15 protein-coding genes are annotated in these 21,461 nt (G+C 43.0%); 9 read left to right on the forward strand and 6 right to left on the reverse strand.

Annotated elements, in window-relative coordinates; translation table 11 throughout:
- Positions 1–10 precede the first annotated feature (10 nt).
- The 6 genes from pstB to PSI23_RS07320 all read left to right on the forward strand — a co-directional run bounded on the left by pstB (position 11) and on the right by PSI23_RS07320 (position 6,114).
- Positions 11–847, forward strand: coding sequence for a phosphate ABC transporter ATP-binding protein PstB (gene pstB / locus PSI23_RS07295; protein WP_306309531.1), 837 nt, complete (start codon positions 11–13; stop codon positions 845–847).
- Between the two features lie 17 nt (positions 848–864).
- The gene (phoU, locus tag PSI23_RS07300) at positions 865–1,581 is read left to right on the forward strand and encodes a phosphate signaling complex protein PhoU (RefSeq protein ID WP_273554460.1); all 717 of its coding nucleotides are present in this window, start codon (positions 865–867) and stop codon (positions 1,579–1,581) included.
- A gap of 159 nt (positions 1,582–1,740) precedes the next feature.
- Positions 1,741–2,589, forward strand: coding sequence for an ABC transporter substrate-binding protein (locus PSI23_RS07305; protein ID WP_273554461.1), 849 nt, complete (start codon positions 1,741–1,743; stop codon positions 2,587–2,589).
- Positions 2,590–2,714: 125 nt separating this feature from the next.
- Positions 2,715–3,452, forward strand: coding sequence for an amino acid ABC transporter permease (locus PSI23_RS07310; RefSeq protein WP_273554462.1), 738 nt, complete (start codon positions 2,715–2,717; stop codon positions 3,450–3,452).
- Between the two features lies 1 nt (position 3,453).
- Positions 3,454–4,197, forward strand: coding sequence for an amino acid ABC transporter permease (locus tag PSI23_RS07315; protein ID WP_273554463.1), 744 nt, complete (start codon positions 3,454–3,456; stop codon positions 4,195–4,197).
- A gap of 579 nt (positions 4,198–4,776) precedes the next feature.
- Complete coding sequence (locus tag PSI23_RS07320; protein ID WP_273554464.1) at positions 4,777–6,114, forward strand: NCS2 family permease; 1,338 nt, start codon at positions 4,777–4,779, stop codon at positions 6,112–6,114.
- Positions 6,115–6,202: 88 nt separating this feature from the next.
- Here the strand turns inward: PSI23_RS07320 and PSI23_RS07325 are convergent, their stop codons facing one another.
- Positions 6,203–7,669, reverse strand: a complete 1,467-nt coding sequence (locus tag PSI23_RS07325) for a glycosyltransferase family 39 protein (RefSeq protein WP_273554465.1) — start codon at positions 7,667–7,669, stop codon at positions 6,203–6,205.
- A gap of 147 nt (positions 7,670–7,816) precedes the next feature.
- On the opposite strand from PSI23_RS07325, the gene yihI reads away from it, so the two are divergent.
- Positions 7,817–8,344, forward strand: a complete 528-nt coding sequence (gene yihI / locus PSI23_RS07330) for a Der GTPase-activating protein YihI (protein WP_273554466.1) — start codon at positions 7,817–7,819, stop codon at positions 8,342–8,344.
- A gap of 230 nt (positions 8,345–8,574) precedes the next feature.
- Positions 8,575–9,948, forward strand: a complete 1,374-nt coding sequence (hemN, locus tag PSI23_RS07335; RefSeq protein WP_273554467.1) for an oxygen-independent coproporphyrinogen III oxidase — start codon at positions 8,575–8,577, stop codon at positions 9,946–9,948.
- Between the two features lie 65 nt (positions 9,949–10,013).
- Here the strand turns inward: hemN and glnG are convergent, their stop codons facing one another.
- The 4 genes from glnG to PSI23_RS07355 all read right to left on the reverse strand — a co-directional run bounded on the left by glnG (position 10,014) and on the right by PSI23_RS07355 (position 16,381).
- On the reverse strand, positions 10,014–11,459 hold the full coding sequence (gene glnG, locus PSI23_RS07340; protein ID WP_273554468.1) for a nitrogen regulation protein NR(I): 1,446 nt from the start codon (positions 11,457–11,459) through the stop codon (positions 10,014–10,016).
- A gap of 24 nt (positions 11,460–11,483) precedes the next feature.
- The gene (glnL, locus tag PSI23_RS07345; protein WP_273554469.1) at positions 11,484–12,527 is read right to left on the reverse strand and encodes a nitrogen regulation protein NR(II); all 1,044 of its coding nucleotides are present in this window, start codon (positions 12,525–12,527) and stop codon (positions 11,484–11,486) included.
- Between the two features lie 269 nt (positions 12,528–12,796).
- Positions 12,797–14,206 (reverse strand): glutamate--ammonia ligase, encoded by a 1,410-nt coding sequence (gene glnA / locus PSI23_RS07350; RefSeq protein WP_273554470.1) that lies wholly within the window; start codon positions 14,204–14,206, stop codon positions 12,797–12,799.
- A 402-nt stretch (positions 14,207–14,608) separates the two neighbouring features.
- Complete coding sequence (locus PSI23_RS07355; protein ID WP_273554471.1) at positions 14,609–16,381, reverse strand: hypothetical protein; 1,773 nt, start codon at positions 16,379–16,381, stop codon at positions 14,609–14,611.
- Between the two features lie 570 nt (positions 16,382–16,951).
- Here PSI23_RS07355 and PSI23_RS07360 point away from each other — a divergent pair.
- Positions 16,952–20,629 (forward strand): inverse autotransporter beta domain-containing protein, encoded by a 3,678-nt coding sequence (locus PSI23_RS07360; protein ID WP_273554472.1) that lies wholly within the window; start codon positions 16,952–16,954, stop codon positions 20,627–20,629.
- Positions 20,630–20,775: 146 nt separating this feature from the next.
- Here PSI23_RS07360 and PSI23_RS07365 read toward each other — a convergent pair.
- A partial coding sequence (locus tag PSI23_RS07365; protein ID WP_273554473.1) for a transposase occupies positions 20,776–21,461 on the reverse strand: 686 nt, incomplete at its 5' end.

Genomic DNA, 21,461 nt, shown 5'->3' on the forward strand with positions numbered 1-21,461 from the left:
ATAAATACTGATGAACAAGTCTAATGACATCGCAGTCAATAAAGTTTCAGTAAACAAAATAACAGTAGATAAGATAGCAGTAGACAAAATAGCAGGAAGCAAAATTCAGGTACGTGATCTTAACTTCTATTATGGCAAATTTCATGCGCTGAAAAATATTACGCTGGATATCGCACAAAATAAGGTAACAGCATTCATCGGGCCATCGGGTTGTGGTAAGTCCACCTTGCTGCGTACTTTCAACAAAATGTATGAATTGTACGGTGAACAGAGAGCTGAAGGTGAAATTATTCTGGATGGCACTAATGTTCTGACGGACAAACAAGATATTGCCTTGCTGCGCGCTAAGGTTGGGATGGTCTTCCAGAAGCCGACACCATTCCCGATGTCCATTTACGACAATATTGCTTTCGGGGTGCGCCTGTTTGAAAAATTGCCCCGGGCAGAGATGGACGAACGTGTCCAATGGGCGTTGACAAAAGCGGCACTATGGAATGAAACCAAAGATAAATTGCACCAGAGCGGATATAGCCTTTCCGGTGGTCAACAACAACGTCTGTGCATAGCCCGTGGTATTGCTATTCGTCCGGAGGTCTTGTTGCTGGATGAACCCTGTTCGGCACTTGATCCAATCTCTACAGGGCGCATTGAAGAATTGATCAGCGAGTTGAAATCGGAATATACCGTAGTGATTGTTACTCACAACATGCAGCAGGCGGCTCGTTGTTCTGATTACACGGCATTTATGTACCTTGGTGAACTGATTGAATTCAGCGATACCGATAGATTATTCACCACACCGAAAATGAAACAGACCGAAGATTACATTACGGGCCGCTACGGTTGATATGGGGATAGCATAAGATGGACAATCTGAATCTCAGCAAACACATCTCTGGTCAGTTCACGGCTGAACTGGAGCATATTCGTACAGAATTGATGACAATGGGTGGGCTGGTGGAAGAACAGCTCAGTAAAGCAATTCTGGCGATGCACAACCAAGATGAAGTGTTGGCACGGCAAGTGATTGAAGATGATCAAAAGGTCAATATGATGGAAGTGGCGATTGATGAGGCTTGTGTCCGCATCATCGCAAAGCGCCAGCCGACAGCCAGCGACCTGCGTCTGATCATGGTTATTTCAAAAACCATTGCTGAACTGGAGCGAATTGGTGATGTTGCTAATAAGATCTGTCAGACCGCGCTTGAAAAGTTTTCACATCAACATCAATTCTTGCTGGTCAGTTTGGAAGCACTGGGGCGCCATACTATCCAAATGTTGCACGATGTGCTGGATGCTTTTGCTCGGATGGATTTGGAAGAGGCTATCCGTATCTATCGTGAAGACAAAAAAGTTGATCAGGAATATGAAAGCATTGTCCGTCAGCTAATGACTTACATGATGGAAGATCCCAGAACGATTCCGAATATTATGACGGCTCTTTTTTGTGCTCGTTCTATTGAGCGCATTGGTGACCGTTGCCAGAATATTTGTGAATTTATTTTCTATTATGTCAAAGGACAGGATTTCCGCCATGTTGGCGGTGATAAGCTGGAAAAATTGCTTACCCAAAAAGAATAATTTTTTAATCACCTGAAACGCTGGTGTTTTTTCTCCAGCGTTTTCTTTTTTATATTCCATATAATTATAAATATAGCATTTTATATTATTTCATGTGCTATATCGAAATTGATAGCTTTTGTTGGTCATATAAAAATTAATAATCAACAGGGGTGTACAATGAAAATTCGCAATAAATCTCGCGTAACGGTGACGGCTTTGCTGACCAGCTTGGCACTGGTTTCAGGTGTGGCAAAGGCTGATAAACTTGATGATATTCAAAAAGCTGGCACGGTACGTATTGCGGTATTTGACAGTAACCCACCATTTGGTTTTATTGATCCTCAGACGAAAAAATTGGCAGGCTATGATGTGGATATCGCCAATGAGATTGCCAATGATTTGGGAGTAAAGTTGGAACTGCGTCCAACGAATCCAGCAAACCGAATTCCTCTGCTTTCTTCCAAGAAAATTGACTTAATTGCCGCTAATTTCACTGTCACTGACGAACGCGCAAAACAAGTTGATTTCTCCATTCCTTATTTTGCGACTGGACAGAAATTCATTGCCCGTAAAGGTGTTCTGACCAATCCGGATGATATTGCCAAACTACGTATTGGTGCAGATAAAGGAACTGTGCAGGAAATTACTCTGCGTGAGCGCTATCCAACAGCAAAAGTTATCTCTTATGACGATACACCGCTGGCATTTGCAGCCCTGAGAAATGGTAATGTTCAGACAATCACGCAGGATGATGCGAAATTGGTTGGCTTGCTGGCAAATGTACCGGAAGCCCAGAAAGCAGATTTTGAAATCTCACCTTTCAGCATCACCCGTGAATATCAGGCGGTAGCGGCTTCCAAAGGAGAAGGGCGACTGGTTGATGCGGTTAACCAGACCTTACTGAAATTGGAAAAAGAGGGTGAAGCAGAGAAAATCTACAACCGTTGGTTTGGCTCGGAAACTAAATCTGCCCAGCCGCGTGGTGATTTTAAATTCGCGCCATTGGACAGTCAGGCAAAACTGTAAGTTAGCGGTTTCTGTTTTGTGCTGTTTTTTAAACACAGATTGATTGAAAAACAAAGACCGAAATTAGCCCCGTTATCTCGGGGCTTTACTGCTTTTTTATGCGGTGTGTTTATGCGGTGAATGATATGTTTGAGCAATTTATTACCGAGCACTTACTGGCTCCTGAATATTTACAATGGCTTTGGCAGGGGTTTCTGATCACCCTGTGGCTTTCTGCCTGTGCCATTGCCTCTTCCACGTTACTGGGCTTCTTGATTGCTGCGGCACGAGATAGCCAAATCAAGCCACTGCGCTGGCTGGTCACCGTTTATACGACCGTATTTCGTAACACGCCTCTGTTGGTACAACTGTTTTTCTGGTACTTCGCATCTGGGCAAATTCTGCCACAAGAGGCGATGATTTGGCTGAATACGCCTCACGATATAATGATTTTCGGTCTGACATTGGAATGGCCATCCTTTGAATTTTTGGCGGGATTTATCGGGTTGACCCTCTATTCAGCCCCATTTGTTGCGGAAGAATTACGTGCGGGCATTCAAGGCGTCGGACGTGGACAGAAATATGCGGCTCATGCATTAGGTTTAACGGGTTGGCAGGCCATGCGCCACGTTGTATTGCCACAGGCACTGAAAATAGCTATGCCACCTTTGTTAGGGCAATACATGAACATCGTCAAGAATTCATCCTTAACCATGGCGATTGGTGTGGCAGAGCTGTCCTATGCTTCCCGTCAGGTGGAAACCCAAACCTTACAGACCTTTGAGGCATTTGGTGTAGCGACTGTACTCTACATCGCCATTATTGCTGTGATGGAAGGTTGGGGACAGTGGCACCAGCAGAGAACCTTGGCGAGAGGGTATTGATATGGACTTTACTGTTATTGCAGAAAACTGGCGCTATTTGCTATTGGGAACCTTCCCTGACGGGCCACTGGAAGGAGCGGCATTGACGCTGGCAATCAGCATCATGGCGGGAGCGATCTCCATCGTATTGGGCATTTTAGGTGGAATTGCACTGGCAATGCTGCGTGGCTTTTGGGTCAGCCTATTGGCGGCAGTTCTGGGTTTCTTCCGCGCGATTCCGGTTATTATGTTGATTTTCTGGACATATTTCTTGCTGCCCGTGGTATTGGGGATGGAAATCCCTGAAATTACTACCGTTGTCTGCGCGCTGGCATTAATTACTTCGGCTTATTTGGCACATGGCGTCAAAGCGGGGATTCTGGCGATAGGTGATGGTCAATGGCGGGCTGGGTTATCGCTGGGCTTCAACCGTTGGGAAGTGCTGTGGTATATCGTCTTACCACAGGCACTGCGCATGATGGTGCCTTCATTCATCAACCAATGGATTGCATTAATTAAAGATACCTCACTGGCTTATATCGTTGGCGTGGCGGAATTGTCATTTTTGGCGACCCAAGTGAATAACCGCAGCATGGTCTATCCGATGGAAGTCTTTTTATTTGTTGCGTTGGTTTATTTTGTGATGTGTTTATCACTGGAGTTGATGGCTAATTCTGTTGCCCGTCGCTTCTCCATGAGACGTGAAAAAACAGCAATCTTCGGATTTTGGCGCAAAAAAACATTGAACACACTTTCTCAAATTTAATATCTGACACCTGGCAGATATTTTTTGTTGTATTCATTCCCCACCGTGAGGTGGGGATTTTTTTATATTAGGCTGATAATTTTAAAGTTAATTAATTATTGCTCATGGTCTCTTTATAGTGCTTTTTATCATATTGGTGGGGCTGAAATTTGTTGCTGGAATATTAGATTATAGCAACGTCTCGTTATGTTTTATTGCAGTGAGCTTCTTATTGACATTCTTTATGTTAATCACCCGATATTATTGCAATTATCTTAAGGAGCTACATTGTTTTTTGGCATGGCATAAGATGATTAGAAAAAATAGTGAATCAAATCGTATTTCTTGATATGAGATTACTTTTGATGCCAACTTATTCAACCAAGAATATCGAATAAGTTGGCAGGCCAGCGAAATAATCGTAAGCATAACGAATAAAATAGCGCCACTTAATGAATGTCCTCAAGAATCATAACCTTAGTTAACTCTTTGATTACTCGCACCGCAAACGTTTTCTTTTTTTGCCATTTCAGGGTAACGATTTATATGGGGTTCCTGTAGGATAAGTTGAAAACTTCGTTTTTTGGGAAACAATATTACATGAGCAAAATAACTTCTGGCTCGACTAAGCATCAGGGCTTGCTTCAGCGCGTATTTAAATTAGAGGAACATGGCACGACAGTTCGTACCGAAATAATTGCCGGGCTGACGACCTTTCTGACAATGGTGTATATCGTCTTTGTTAACCCGCAAATTCTGGCGGTTGCGGGCATGGATATTAAAGCGGTATTTGTCACGACTTGTTTAATTGCCGCAGCTGGCAGCATTTTGATGGGATTGATGGCGAATTTGCCTGTTGCTGTTGCACCTGCGATGGGGCTGAATGCGTTTTTTGCCTTTGTTGTGGTCGGTGCGATGGGCATTTCATGGCAAGTTGCGATGGGCGCAATTTTCTGGGGTGCGGTGGGGTTGTTGATTCTGACTCTCTTTCGTATTCGTTACTGGATGATCGCCAATATTCCATTGAGCCTGCGTGTGGGCATCACCAGCGGTATTGGCCTTTTCATCGCCATGATGGGGCTGAAAAATGCGGGCATTATTGTGCCTAATCCCGATACGATTGTCTCAATCGGCAACTTTGCTTCGCATAACGTCTTGTTGGGAACACTGGGCTTTTTCATCATTGCCATTTTAGCGGCACGCAATTTTCATGCAGCGGTGTTGATTTCTATCGTAGTGACAACCGGCATCGGTTTCATGATGGGATATGTGGAATATCACGGTATTTTTGATCTACCGCCCAGTGTGATGAGCGTGGTGGGTAACGTTGATGTGAAAGGTGCACTGGATGTCACTTTGGCCGGCGTTATTTTCTCATTTATGCTGGTGAACTTGTTTGATTCTTCCGGCACATTGATTGGCGTGACGGATAAAGCGGGTATTGCTGACAGTAACGGTAAGTTCCCTCGCATGAAACAAGCCTTGTACGTGGATAGTATCAGTTCAGTGGCTGGCTCTTACATTGGGACTTCTTCGGTTACCGCTTATATTGAAAGTTCTTCAGGCGTTTCTGTTGGTGGTCGTACTGGCTTGACGGCGATTGTCGTCGGTATTTTATTTTTGCTGGTGATGTTTATCTCTCCACTGGCAAGCATGGTACCTGCTTATGCTACAGCGGGTGCTTTGGTTTATGTGGGCGTCTTGATGACTTCCAGCCTGACACGGGTGAAATGGAATGATTTGACTGAATCTGTCCCCGCATTTATCACCGCAGTGATGATGCCATTCAGTTTCTCCATTACCGAAGGTATCGCGCTGGGTTTTATCGCCTACTGCGCTATGAAATTGGGCACAGGCAAATGGCGTGAAGTTGGCCCGTGCGTTCTTGTCGTGACGCTATTGTTTGTATTGAAAATGGTGTTTGTGGATGCTCATTGAGTACGATTGAAATGGTGATAAGGTGATAAAAAAGAAAGCCTGACAATATATGCATGTCAGGCTTTTTTGTTGGAAGATAAATCTATTGTTAAATTTTCTTGGGGGCCACAAAGCCAATGCAGACCGTTTCCAACTCAGCGCTTGGCTGGGCTTTGAAGGAGAATTCTTTTTTGTGGTCGAGTATCAATGATGGCCATTCTGCAAAAGTAGGTTGGAAATTTTCCTCTGCACAGTTTTTTCCTCGATCTCCCACGAGCAAGGCGCCATACTCCACGATACTGCTTTCTTTGATATGACGGTTATAGATATTGGGTGGTGCACCATTCTCTAGTTCCCAAGGTTGTATCGTTTCTGGACGATAATGGCTATAAAATGTCAGCCATTGATGCAGATATTCTCCGCCAACATAACGCAATGGTGTTGGATACAGTTCGTTCCAGCGTTGATCAAGTTGGCTGGCAAAGGTTTTTATACCAACAAATTTTTGCCCTGCATCACGGACATTTGCCAGCATCACACTGATGTAACCGATCAACACCAAAACACCAAATAGGGTCAATCCCAGTAATGTGCCTCGCAGGGATTTGTTGGGAAATACCGTTATCGATCCCACCAACAATGCCGGCGAAACAGCCATGAAAGGTTGTATCCACTCGGTCATGCGTCCGCCCTGATTGAAGGAGAACCAGCCGTAAATAATCAGCAGAGGCAGCAGGATCACGATATTGACCAGCGCGTTGGATTGCTGTTTGGGCCAGCCAATCCGACCACCCAGCAGATAAATAATGCCACTGACGATAATCAACGGGTAGAACACGGAAAGTACAGCTCGTGTGGTATGTAGGTTGAACCCTTTCTGAATTTGGGAATCTACCCACTTAAACGCGGCGAAGTCGTTATGCACCAGCCACCAAACGTTCGGTAGAACCAACGCGCACCAGATCATAATGGCAAGATAAAACAGTGGTTCTCGATAATTGCGGCGTACTTTGGGCACGAACAGAGAAAGCAAAAAGACGGAGCCAATGATGGCAAGCGATGAATATTTTCCCATCGTTGCCAGCCCTGTGGTGAGAGCGAACGCCAGCCACCATTTGGGGTGGTCGTCAATGGCACGCAGGAAAAACAGCAATGACCACGGCCAGAGCATGACTAAAAGGTAATTGTCGTTATAAGGAATGATATCGAAATTGATGATACCGGACAGGTTCAGTGTCAGCATGGCAAGCCATGCGAGTACAACTTTACCTGTCAGCCGGAAAGCCAGTTGCCAAACTCCGAGCATACCGATGGCAATAGCAACAAAGTGGGTGAAATACCAATAAAAACTGAGGGAGATATTGCTGATAGAGATAGCGGGTAGCATTATTGCTCCCACCAGCCATGGATTTTTGGGCGATCCCCACTCCCCGTTGATGCCCCAGTTCAAGGCTTCTACAGCATCATAAGGAACGGTGGGATCGAGAAAATAGCTCACTATTATCCATAAGGCTGCATAACCAGTGATCCAAAGATACAATGGTATGCGATAAGAAGAGTTATCAAAAAAACGCATGGTAGCTCATGATCATATTATTTGAGTTAAATTTACTTAGAATAATAGTCGAACTTTAAACGATAAGTGAATGACATTGGATGTTAAAGATAGTTTCTGTTAGATTCCGCCGAAAATATCTTGATAAAAGCGAGTGAGTCACAAGCTATGAACCCGTTAAAGAAAAAATCACCAGTGAAGCCTTCCGCTGGTAAGCAAAAAAGAAAAAGCCGCGCAGAGCTGGATGCAGAAGGGCGCGATCGTAAACGTCAGAAAAAACGCCGTGGTAACGGTAATCCAACAGGTAGCCGTAGTAACGGTGATAGCAGCAATAAGAATCGTTCAGTCGGCAGGCAGGAAAAAGATCCACGTATCGGCAGTAAGGTTCCGGTTCCTCTGATCGTAGGTGAAAAAGCAGCGCCGGTGAAATCAGCTGTTAAACCGGCTGTAGAGGAACAAAAACCTCGTCTGTCACCGCGAGAAGAACTGGAAATGCTGGAAAATGATGAGCGATTGGATGACTTGTTGGCACGTCTTGAGCAGGATGAAAAACTGTCTGAGGAAGACAACGATTATGTCGACAATACGCTCGACCGCATTGATACCCTGATGGAAGAATTGGGCATCAATCTGGAGGAAGAAGAAGACAAAGAAGAATCGCAGGAAGATATCATGCAATTGTTGAAGGGTAAGTGATTCCTTCATCAATGAATTGTGATCGTAAAAGGCGGGTTTATTCTGATAACCACAGTGTTAACAACAATATTAATAACCATAATATTAGTATGTTATTTATTGTGGTTATTGGGTAAACTACAGCGGCTATCACGACGCAAACGTCGGTTGCGGAGCATCATCATGGCACGACATTTTAACTTCACGAAAATGTTGTGTTTTGATGGGCGAAAACAGCGGAAGGAATAAGCATGTTAGAGCAAGCCATTGTTTGGGATCTGCCTTTGATCCAAAAATACAATTATTCAGGGCCTCGTTATACTTCGTATCCAACAGCATTGGAGTTTAACCAGCAGTACAATACGACTGCTTTTGCACAGGCCGCCGCCCGTTATCCTGATCGCCCGCTTTCCCTCTATATCCATATCCCATTCTGCCATAAGCTTTGTTATTTCTGTGGCTGCAATAAGCTGGTTACTCGCCAAAAACACAAAGCAGATGAATATCTGAATGTGTTGGAAAAAGAGATTACTGCCCGTGCTAAATTATTTTCCCAGCGGAAAGTCAGCCAGATGCACTGGGGTGGCGGTACGCCAACCTATCTGGACAAAACACAGATCAGTCGATTGATGTCGATGCTGCGAAACCATTTCCACTTTCTGCCTGATGCTGAACTTTCCATTGAAATTGATCCGCGTGAAATTGAGCTTGATGTCATTGAGCACTTACGCCATGAAGGTTTTAACCGCCTGAGTATGGGTGTGCAGGATTTCAATAAAGACGTACAACATTTAGTTAATCGTGAGCAGGATGAAGAGTTTATTTTCGAACTGGTTAATCGCGCTCGTGAAACCGGTTTTACATCCATCAGCATTGATTTGATTTATGGCCTGCCGAAGCAGACACCTGAGAGTTTTGCTTTTACATTACAGCGAGTGTTGGCGTTATCACCGGATCGTCTGAGCGTATTCAACTATGCTCATTTACCGAATTTATTTGCTGCGCAGCGCAAAATTAAGGAACAGGATTTACCAAGTGCGACGCAGAAGCTGGATATTTTGCAGGAAACGATTTCGGCCCTGACAGGTAATGGCTATCAGTTTATTGGTATGGATCACTTTGCCCGTCCTGATGATGAATTGGCGATTGCCCAACGAAAAGGCATCTTGCACCGCAATTTTCAGGGATATACCACGCAGGGGGAATGCGATTTACTGGGTATGGGCGTTTCCGCCATCAGTATGTTGGGAGATAGTTATGCCCAGAACCAGAAAGACCTGAAAACTTACTATGCTGCGGTGGAAGAACAAGGACATGCTTTGTGGCGTGGTTTGGCGCTGACGCAGGATGATTGCATTCGCCGCGATGTGATCAGAGATCTTATCTGTAACTTTCGGCTGAACTTTGCGGATATTGAGCAAAGTTATGGGCTGAATTTCTCTGATTACTTTGCTGAAGACCTGCAATTGTTGGCCCCCTTGGCAGAAGACGGGCTGGTGGAATTGGCTGAATCGCAGATTCTGATATCTCCGAAAGGGCGTCTTCTGATCCGTAATGTTTGCATGTGCTTTGATAGTTATTTGCGTAATCAGATGCGGCAGCGGCAGTTTTCGCGGGTGATATGAGTGTCCGCATTAAAAATGTGGGTAAAGTGATTTTCACTTTGGTGGGTGGAGCCACTGCGAGTTAGTTACTCCAACCCCAATTCCTTCAATTTCCGCGTTATTGTATTCCTTCCCCAGCCCAGCAAGCGGGCGGCCTCCTGTTTATGCCCATTCGTATGTTCCAGTGCGCAATTAAGCAGAGTGCGTTCCAGCAATGGCAGGGCATCAGAAAGAAGATCGGTTTTTCCCTCTTTCAAGGCATTTTCGGCCCATACAGCCAATTGTTGTGACCAATGCTCTGTCAGCGCAGAATGAGAAACAGGGGAATAGTCTTTCTGCTCTGCTATTTGTTTTTCAAGCAAATCAGCAGGCAGATCCTGTACCAGCACTTCTTTGCTTGCTGCCATTACGGTCAGCCAACGGCAGACATTTTCCAATTGGCGAACGTTCCCTGACCACGGTAAACGCATCAAGGCAAGTTCAGTATCAGGATGTAGTACTTTGGTTTCAACACCCAGCTCTTTGGCGGTTTGTTGCAGAAAATAGGATGCCAGACGCGGGATATCTTCCACTCTGTCTCGCAAAGGCGGTAGCTGAATCCGAATCACATTCAGACGATGGTAGAGATCTTCCCTGAATTTACCTTCCGCAACACGCTGCTCAAGATTCTGGTGAGTGGCGGCGATGATGCGGACATCAACTTTCACTGGTGCATAACCTCCGACCCGATAAAATTGTCCTTCAGCCAGAACCCGCAGCAAGCGAGTCTGGATATCCAGCGGCATATCACCAATTTCATCCAAAAATAGCGAGCCGCCATTGGCTTGTTCAAAGCGACCGTGACGCACTTGATTTGCCCCTGTAAAAGCCCCTTTTTCGTGACCGAACAGTTCGGATTCAATCAAATCTTTCGGGATTGCAGCCATATTCAGGGCAATAAATGGCGTTGAAGCGCGTGGACTATGGCGATGAAGAGCATGGGCGACCAACTCTTTTCCCGTGCCGGATTCGCCATTGATTAACACGCTGATAGAGGAGCGGGAGAGTCGGCCGATAATCCGGTATAACTCCTGCATAGCGGGAGCTTCTCCGATCATATCTGAAACGGATACCGGCAGCTGTGGATTGGAGGTTGATTGATGTTGTTCCCGATAGTGATTTAATGCTCGTTCAACCAGTGCAACAGTTTCATCAATATCGAAAGGTTTTGGCAGGTAATCAAATGCGCCGTGTTGATAGGCACTGACAGCGGCATCAAGATCAGAATGAGCAGTCATAATGATGACCGGAAGCTGTGGGTGGCTCTGTTTTATTTGGTTGAGCAGGCTTAGTCCATCCAGCCCGGGCATGCGGATATCTGACAGTATAACTTCTGGGCTACTCTGCACTGTGTCAGCTTGTGATAGCGCGACCAGTACGGCATCGGCATTTTCAAAACTGGTGCATTCTATCCCCGCGCCACTCAGCGCCCGTTCAAGTACCCAGCGGATAGAACTGTCATCATCAACGATCCAGACTTTTCCTCGTTGCATAGTCACCCTCTACTTATTGCTCGGTTATTTCTTAATAGGCAGGTAAATGGAAAACTCCGTATGCCCCGGCCAACTGGTAAATTCGATCTTGCCAGCATGTTGATCGACAAGATTACGTGCTATGGATAGCCCGAGTCCAGTTCCACCTTCATGCCCACTGACCATGGGGTAAAAAAGCGTATCCTGAATATTGGGAGGAATACCCGGCCCATTATCCTCAATATCAATTCTGGCCGCTAAGCGGTAGCGTTCACCCTGTAAGGTAATCTGGAACGCGGTTCGTGTTCGCAGAGTGATAGTACCGCCTTTTCCCCCTAATGCCTGTAAGGCATTTCGAGTTATATTCAGTAATATCTGCTCGATTTGATCAGGGTAATGGGACAGTTCAGGCAAGCTCGGATCATAATCTTTCAGCAGCGTGACATTTGTGGGCATTTCCAGAGAAACTAATTGATAGACCCGCTCGACCACATGGTGGATGCTCTGACGGATTTGCGTTCCCGGATGCTGTGGCCCCAATAACCGATCAACAAGGGCGCGTAGTCTGTCCGCCTGTTCAATGATGACCTGAGTATATTCCCGCAGGGATGGATCGGGCAGGGCTTTGGCAAGTAGCTGTGCCGCCCCGCGCAGTCCACCAAGGGGGTTTTTGATTTCATGTGCCAGCCCCCGAACCAATTCCCGAGCAGCCGCCTGCTGAGCTTGTTGTATCTGCTCCTGGCTTAACCGGCGTTGACTGTCCATAGGCGCCAGTTCCAGCAGAATAGACTGCTCGGAAATCGGTTGGGCACTGAGCGACATCACATGAGAGTGATTATTGATGACCAGAATGACTTCGTTATCAGTAAACCCATGACCGTTAATCAAACTTGAGCGCATCAATTCTGTATCCAGCGAGATATAACTAAATAAAACCGGAAGTGGAGTACCGAATAATTTATGGGTACTTTGCGCCAGAAGTTGCAGCGCAGAATGATTGGCATAGCGGATAATTAAATTGTTATCCAGCACCAATACGCTGTTTATCAGTGAATCGAGAACCTGTTCTGCGTTGGTAAAATCAGCCATTGCTATTCAATTCCTGCACTTTTTTGGTGCATTTTAGTCTATTTAAGTTATAACTTGATGGATTGTTCTGCTAAGTACGTGTTCTTCTTCTCATTTCGGGTTATTGAGAATATACACCATCATCGCGGGATTATTTGCGCAGGATTGGTGCATAGGATTAGTGCATAGTATTAGTGCGCCTATTCGTGAAAAGAGCCCATCCAAAGATGGGCTAAAAAGTTTCACGGCAACAAAAAATAAATTCGGGATCTATTTGGCTATAAGCAGCATTACACACTGTAATAGAGTTCAAATTCCAGAGGATGTGGCGTCATGCGGACACGCTCAATATCACCTTGCTGTAATTTGATATAAGCATCAATCGCATCATCAGTGAAAACACCACCGCGGGTCAGGAACTCACGATCTGCATCTAAGGCCGCCATTGCTTCTTCCAGAGAAGGAGCTACGGTTGGGATCTCCTGTGCTTCCTCAGCCGGCAGGTCATATAAATTCTTATCCATTGCATCACCGGGATGGATTTTGTTGATGATGCCATCCAAACCCGCCATCAAGAGAGCAGCGAAAGCCAGATAAGGATTCGCTGCTGGGTCAGGGAAACGGACTTCAATACGGCGGGCTTTTGCACTGGCTACAACCGGAATACGGATAGAGGCGGAGCGATTGCGGGCAGAGTAAGCCAACATAACCGGCGCTTCAAAACCCGGCACCAACCGTTTGTATGAATTGGTGGTTGGGTTGGTGAAGGCATTCAGTGCGCGGGCATGTTTGATGATGCCCCCGATATAGTACAGAGCCAGTTCAGACAGACCACCATACTTATCACCAGCGAATAGGTTCGAGCCATTTTTGGACAATGACATATGACAGTGCATGCCTGAACCGTTATCGCCCACCAGCGGTTTTGGCATGAATGTGGCGGTCTTGCCGAATTTATGGGCAACGTTATGAACCACATATTTATAAATCTGGGTTTCATCTGCCTTTTTGGTCATTGTATTGAAGCGGGTAGCGACTTCATTTTGCCCGGCAGTGGCGACTTCATGGTGATGAGCTTCAACAATCAGCCCCATTTTTTCCATCGTCAGGCATATGGCTGAACGTAGATCCTGAGAAGAGTCCACCGGAGGCACAGGAAAATAACCGCCTTTAACGCCCGGCCGATGGCCTTTATTACCATTTTCATAACGTGTACCGCTGTTCCATGCCGCCTCAATATCATCAATGTGGTAATACGAGCCAGAGATAGAATTGCCGAAACGAATATCATCAAACAGGAAAAACTCAGGTTCCGGCCCAAATAACACCGTATCTGCGATGTCACTTGCACGCAGGAAATCTTCTGCGCGTTTGGCGATGGAGCGAGGATCACGACCATAGCCTTGCATAGTGCCGGGTTCTAAAATATCGCAACGTATAATCAGAGTGGCATCATTAAAAAATGGGTCAAGCATGGCAGTGTTTGGATCAGGCATTAACACCATATCGGACTCATTGATACCTTTCCATCCACCGATAGAGGAGCCATCAAACATTTTGCCATCTTCAAAGAAGTCTTCATCAATCTGGTGGGCTGGGATGGTGATATGTTGCTCTTTACCTTTGGTATCGGTAAAACGTAAGTCAATAAACTTCACCTGATGTTCTTCAATCATGGACAAAACATGCTCAATGGACATACTGAACTCTCCTGGGTTACGTCAGCCTGATAGAACGATGCAAGAAGGATGTCGTTTTATCTTAAAGGGGCATTTCTAGACGATCAATTTTTATAAAACCGGTATTGCAATAGAGAAATGCGAAAAGTGTGCCAACATTAACAAATCATTTAATATCAATAAATTGTTATTTGGCGACTAAAAAATCATGGGGAAAAAAGATAGTTTTTAAATATACTTGCCCCAAATTGGGGAGTGGTGAAAATAGAGTTGCACTATAATGATGCAATTGAGTGTTTAATCAATATCTATGTTTAATCAATATATGTAAGCAATAAGGCGCAATCTGTCATATAACATCAACATTGATTGCGCCTTCTGGTTTAGAGTGAACTGATTATTATTTTGGTATCAGATATCATCTTAATCCATATAATAGGTCAGCTTACCATCGAACAGAGCTTGTACTTCACTGCTATCTCCACCACCGTCAGAACTACCCCAGGTATAGACTTTGTTATCTGCTGTCAGAGCAAGAAACGCTGTCCCTGTCCCGTAGATCGCTCTTACATTTTTCATATCAGGTTGAGATATTGAAGGATAAATAGCAAACTCATTGTTTCTCCCATTGTTTATCCAAGTGACTACGGTACCGTTTTGTCTCAATGCCGCGGTTCCATTGGCTGCGGTTGCTATTTGAACTATATCTGTAAGGTTTAAAAACTCCCTGCTCGTTATAGGATTAAATCCACGGACATATGGCTTGTTGTCTTGCAGTATGAGAATTTTTTCTCCAGTGGTTGATAGATCCGTTGCTTGAGTCCAGTCGTTAACGGGAGTGTTGTTTTCCAGTATGCCACTCCAAGCGTACGCTTTACCAGTACGGTGAACGGCTATGTTGCCTTCTTGCCCCTCACCAGAGTTGGTCGGGTCTGGCTGGCGCAAACCTATTCCTGCGGCTTGTATAAAATCTTGATATGGGGGGTTAAAACCGCTAAACATGTCTGGATCACCCCAAGTAGAAAGATTACCGCTCTCATCTATAGTGGCGAAACCCCTAGGCATTGATGTAAGGTTCCGTGGGTACGGAACATAAGAAGAAGGCGGTTCGAGATTCCATCCTGCTCCTGACTTACCCCACCAACTTTGTAACGTGCCGGAATTATATATAGTACAAGCAAAACTATTTCCGACAAAAATATTCTTCCCATTTCCAAGAGAAGGATAAGTACCATTAATGTCTCCCCAAGCCACTATCTGTGCATTAGCTTTCGAGATGGCAAAAAAGCTATTTCCACCGGCTCCTACATCATCAAAGGAACCGATAGGGGCAGGGCTACCGCTAGTCCATAATGTTGAATTCACACTAAGTCCAGCATAAGCAGGGCCATTTGTGGTAATGGTCTTAATGCCAGATTGAGTATAGGAATTACCGAAGCTTCCTCCCCAGCCAACCATGGTGTTGTCATTGAGTAGTACAGCAAAAGCAGAGGAATATTGAGTCTCCATCGGATCGTTAAAAGCTCCTGCTGGAAGACCTAGCGTACCACCATTACCAAACACATTGATTGGGTTTATTGTGAGAGTGTTAGTGCCGTCACTAACACTAATGGGAAGCCACGGAGCAGTATCATAGAAAAATGAGGAATTATTATATGAAAAAGGAGAAGTGAATGGTGATGTTCCACCTATATAACTCCATATTACTGGATGTGGAGCACCTTCTTTAGTCCAAGCAGTCAGACGCTGTGGTGCTTTAAGCCCATTAGCCACAGCAAGATCAGCATAACGAGCACCCATAACGATAAAGGGTTCTTTGTCTGCTGGTGGTTTTACAGGTGGTGTTATCGATGTGCCATCGATAACGCTGATATTCACTAGTGGCGAGTAAATAGGGTTGTTTCCAATGACATCGTCAACTGTATAACCCACCTTATATTTTTTGGGAAGCATATCAGAAGAAAAATCAAACTCGATAAAAGGGTCAATGGCACCTTGTAGCTGCTTTGTAGAGCTAATAGACTCATTGTTGTCATCAGTAAATGCAACTGTAATCGAGTCACCATCAGAGAGATTAAGGGGAGGAGATGTTGATACTTTAACCTTAATCTTTTCTCCATGTAATTTAGATTTATCCAGAACACCATTTTGAGCTTGAGGTAAAATAGGAGGTGGGAGTAAATTATTTTCGCTCATGATAATTAAGTCCTTATGTTTTTGATAATAATAGAAAAACACTAACCCTGAAAGAAGAGTGATGAATATAAATAAAAAAAAGTTTAGTGACTAATGAAAATAAGCTATCACTTTAATGCAAAGTGGTGGTAACAACAGTCATTTTTGGTATTGTTTACAAGGAAATAGGAGCGATTTGCGATTCTGGAGATATTAAAATTAGTTATCACAACGATGAACTTATGAATTTAATATGATTTGTAGATGTTAATTGAACATGTGTTAACTTGTTGCTTTTGAAAATAAAAAACCATTTGATAACAATTGGTTATTAATTGATGATTATTTTAAATTACTAACAATTAAAATTATATACTATATGATGTAAGGGGGTATTGTCACTTATGTATCTTAAGTGAAAAATGGTGATTTTATTTAAAATGAATTATTAAATATATTCTGAGGTATTTATATATGTCTTCATGTATAATGATAATTATCCGTTTTTTTATTTTCTGTTACATACTATTTTTTCCATCCTCTATAATTAGTGCTTTTGCAGATGGATATGTAACAACGAACAAAGTACATATGAAGAATTCAGATGGTCAGAATGATATAGATATTCAATTTAATCAATTAAGTAAGAAAGAAATTAACAAAAACACCAGTGATATTTCAGAGTCTGACACACCAGATTTAATTGCCAGAAATATTCAGACTGTAGGCAATATCCTATTATCTTCTCCTTCGGATTTAGCAGAGCAAGCTAAATCTTATGCATTGGGTAAATTCAACAGCACTATTTCTTCCGAAGCCCAAAAATGGTTATCACAGTTTGGTACTGCCAGAATTAATTTTGGTCTGGGTAAAAAAGGAACGCTGGAAAATAACTCCCTCGATCTATTGCTGCCACTTTACGACAATAAAGCAGACTGGTTGCTCTTCTCTCAATTAGGCTACCGTAACAAAGATAGCCGCAATACCATTAACGTAGGTTTAGGTGGACGTTATTTTTATCAAAACTGGATGTATGGCCTGAATACTTTTTATGATCATGACTTGACGGGAAAAAACCAGCGTTTAGGTTTGGGAGGGGAAATTTGGGGCGACTATATCAAAATCTCCGCTAATACTTATTATCGTTTGAGTGGATTACAAGAATCACGTAATTTTAAGGATTATCATGAACGTCCGGCAAATGGTTATGATATTAACGGTGAATTTTTCCTGCCCGCTTATCCCAATCTTGGCGCTAAATTAACATACGAACAATATTTCGGTGATAACGTTACCTTATTTAATCGTGATACCAGACAGAGAAATCCGAGTCTAGCTAAACTAGGTTTAACTTATACTCCGATCCCACTGGTAACAATGGGTGTGGATTATAAACAAGGTGAAAGCGGCCATACGGAAACGCAATTTTTGGTCAATTTCAATTATAAACTGGGTGTGCCTCTCAATACTCAATTATCACCAGAAAACGTGGCTGCAATGCGTACATTGGCAGGCAGTCGTTATGATTTGGTGGAAAGAAATAACAATATTGTGCTTGATCATATCAAGCAATCCACTATTCAACTTTCTATACCATCCACTTTAATGGGTTACAGTCACGAAGAAAAAACAATACCAGCCACTAATAACCCGAACAATAAAATTGAAGAGCAAAAAAATGAGGGTTTTGTCAAATTTATCAAAGATGGCGGAAAGTTAGATGTTAAGGGGAATAAAATTTCAATTACATTCCCGACATATCAACTTGGCACTGGAAAATCTAACAATTATCCTATTAGTTTCAACATATTTGAGAATAGTAATACAAAAACAGTTTCTCATCATGAAACAATGACCTTAATTGTAAGGCCATTTGTAGTGAAAGAAAAAGAAGTCAATCCTACAGAAACATTATCAGCTGATGGTAAACAAGCTTATCTCTTTACCCCCGTAATAACCTCCGATACTGTGGGTAACCAGCCTTTAGCTCAGGTTACACTTGATAATGTCCAATGGACAACTGAACCGGAGATTGGTGAACAATCAGGGTTACAGTGGGGAAAACCCGAAAAAACATCAAAAACCAATGATAAAGGGCAATTACAAACCGCTTTAACCAGTTCTAAGCCTATCAAAGATGTAAAAGTATTCCTGCAAATGGACGGGATGCCGAAAACGCAAGTGGGGACAGTGAGTTTTGGAGAAAATACTTCACGTTTTTATGTGGATAAGATAAAAATTTCATTGCCAAACAATATGACAGCACCTCTAACAGCGGATGGTATCCAGGCTTATACCTATAAAGCTGTTGTTTTGGATGGCAGTAATAATCCAGTCCCACCAAACACATTAATCACTGATGTAAAATGGGATCACGATCATAAAGAGATTTCGACTTTGAAATTAGTACCTAATGGTGACAAAACTGATGCTGAAGGGCAATTAACCGCAACATTGACGAGCTCTGAGCCAGTAGATAATGTCACTGTTACTCTTTCGATTGAAGAGCATCAAAAAAAATCAGCGAACCTTGTTTTTTTCAAGCCTGCAAAGATTTCGCTTAGTATTGATCCTGACAAAAAAATTATAACGGTTCATCAAACCTATACTTTGACGGCAGTAATCAAGGATATTAATAATAAACCTGAGTCCAATAAAAAAGTTAGTTGGGCCTTAAAAAATCCTAATCAAGAAGGTGTAACAATATCTTCAACAAGCAGTACTACAGGTAATAATGGTCAAGCTACTACGACATTGACCAGTACTAAAGCTAATAAGATTACAGTAGTAGCCTCTGTTGATGAGGTAAGCGTGCAAGGAACAAATACTGTAGATGTAGAATTCCAATGGCCAAAAATCCAGAGGCCAATTTTAAAATCAGGCCAAAAGAGTGGAACTGTTTCTCCAAATGGGACAGACCATTATAGCTTTATTGCTGAAGTATCCAATTTAGATGGTACACCTTATACAAAAGCAGATCTTATATGGAGTCCAAGTTATCCACAGGGTACGGACAAAAACAAAACTTGGTTGAAAGATCAGGTCGTTGGTCAACCTGATGGAAAAGCAACAGTACAATTGGTAAGTAATCAGAAAAATCCTGTTGTGAAAGGTGCACAGGCTTGTCTTGCTATTGTTAATGAGCCTTCGACAGAGCAATGTTCAGAGCCTGTAAATTTTGCATCGCCACAAGTAGAGTATGAAATTGCAAGTGTTGAGGTCTATCGTGTAGAGATATCAGGTAAAGATGAAAATTTTGATCCTCAACACCCGTTATTTGGTGATGGGAAATCATTATATAAATACAGAGCGAAGATCGTTGATAAACAAAAGAAAGATGCAATTATTAATCATCAACTCAGTGATGTAACATGGGCACGAGATCATAGTAATATTGACGACTCTGAAGTACCGCCACTCGAATGGGATAAAGAGAATAAGACAGATGGAAGAGGGTATTTATATGCAACATTGAAAAGCTATGTGGGTATTGATGATATAAAAGTAACATTAAATATGACTGGATTACATGGTAGTAAGTTGTTTCAAGATGCTAATAAAAAAGTTAGCTTTGAGCCTACACCGGAGCCAGTGGCTTTAATGGTTTATCGATTTGATAGAACAACAAATCAACCAGATAAATCTGCTAGCCAACTATTTAAAGAGCAGAACAGACCATATAATGTGTTTACCGATAACCTGATAGCTGAATTGAGATCAGTTACAGGTGAGGAACTAGTCAAGCCTGGTGATACTCCCAGTTATAATGTGAAAAAGATAGGTGGCAAGTGGGATCCAGTTACAATAGATAATAACACCGGATTGATAACATTTCAGGCTCCGGGACAAGCCAGAATTACTATTAATGTCAAGAAAAACAATGGAACAAAGCGTAAATATACTTATATAACTTATCCTCGTAGACTATTTGTATATTCACCTGGTTACACTTTTACTTATCCAATGAATGATGAACACAATTGTGAGAATCTTAAAGACGATGGAGAAACAGGGCACTCACCTACTGTTTCTCAGTTGGTCTCATCAGGAACAGGCACCGCATTATCTGATGATTTTCCAAATTCTTATAAATTTGGTATTTTGGATGACATTGGTCCGATAAGTAAAACAAGTTCTTATATTAAGATGCTAAGAAGTCGTAATGAACTAGGAAAGTATTTTGTATATGATACAGCTACTGGTAGAGAGGTTCCATTAATATCAGATGGTAATACTCTTCAAGCATTTGTTATATGTATCGTGGAATAAATAACTTATGGGAACCTCTAAAAACTCTTAATACAAAAAATAAGATCAATTTTGCACTCACCAATAAATGACCTTATTGTATATGACTTTTTCTTGCTTTTTCAGGGGAAAAAATAAACTCATCGCTTTTTCATCACATACCGGAATTAAAAGGCATGAATGCCGGATTTTCCAAAATAAACCAAACGTTGCAAATCATAGCAGGTTGCCTTCAGAGTCATCGCAAAATTGGCTCGCAGCTGGCCTATCGTTCGGATAAATTTTTCACCCATCTGAGAGAATGAACCAAAGATATGTTCTACTCGTGCTCGGGTTTTCGCTATTTTCTTATTGCGGCCTTTCTGGCAGTCTGATAAGGGCTTATTGCGTGACGCTTTCCTCTGAATATGAACACGATAGCCCTGTTCCTTCAGCGCACGTTCACGCATCTGGCTGGCATACCCTTTATCAGCATAAATGTCTCGACTTGTATTTGACCGATCCAAAACGGCTTCAAAAAACTGGCTATCATGGACAGCAGCGGTTCCTGTCGCGATGTGGCGGATCACTTTATATTTTGTATCGACATTAATGGTAAGTTTATAGCCAAAATAACTTTTACCGTTCTTTTTCGTCCAGGTTGCCTCGGTGTCTTTCTGGCATCGTTTGTTTGCTGTCCAGTTATCCGGGGTTTTACCCTGACGGATTTGTTCATTCTCTTCCTTCTTATTGTGCTGCTTAGTACTACAGCCGTAATTGCTCTGTAAGCCGATGATCTCCCCGGCGGCGGTAGTGACATTGTTGCGCCCGGTATTGATGCCGTCGTCGCCAGTCTGACCAATGTAAAATCTGT

The sequence above is a fragment of the Xenorhabdus yunnanensis genome, assembly GCF_028598805.1.
Classification (GTDB): domain Bacteria; phylum Pseudomonadota; class Gammaproteobacteria; order Enterobacterales; family Enterobacteriaceae; genus Xenorhabdus; species Xenorhabdus yunnanensis.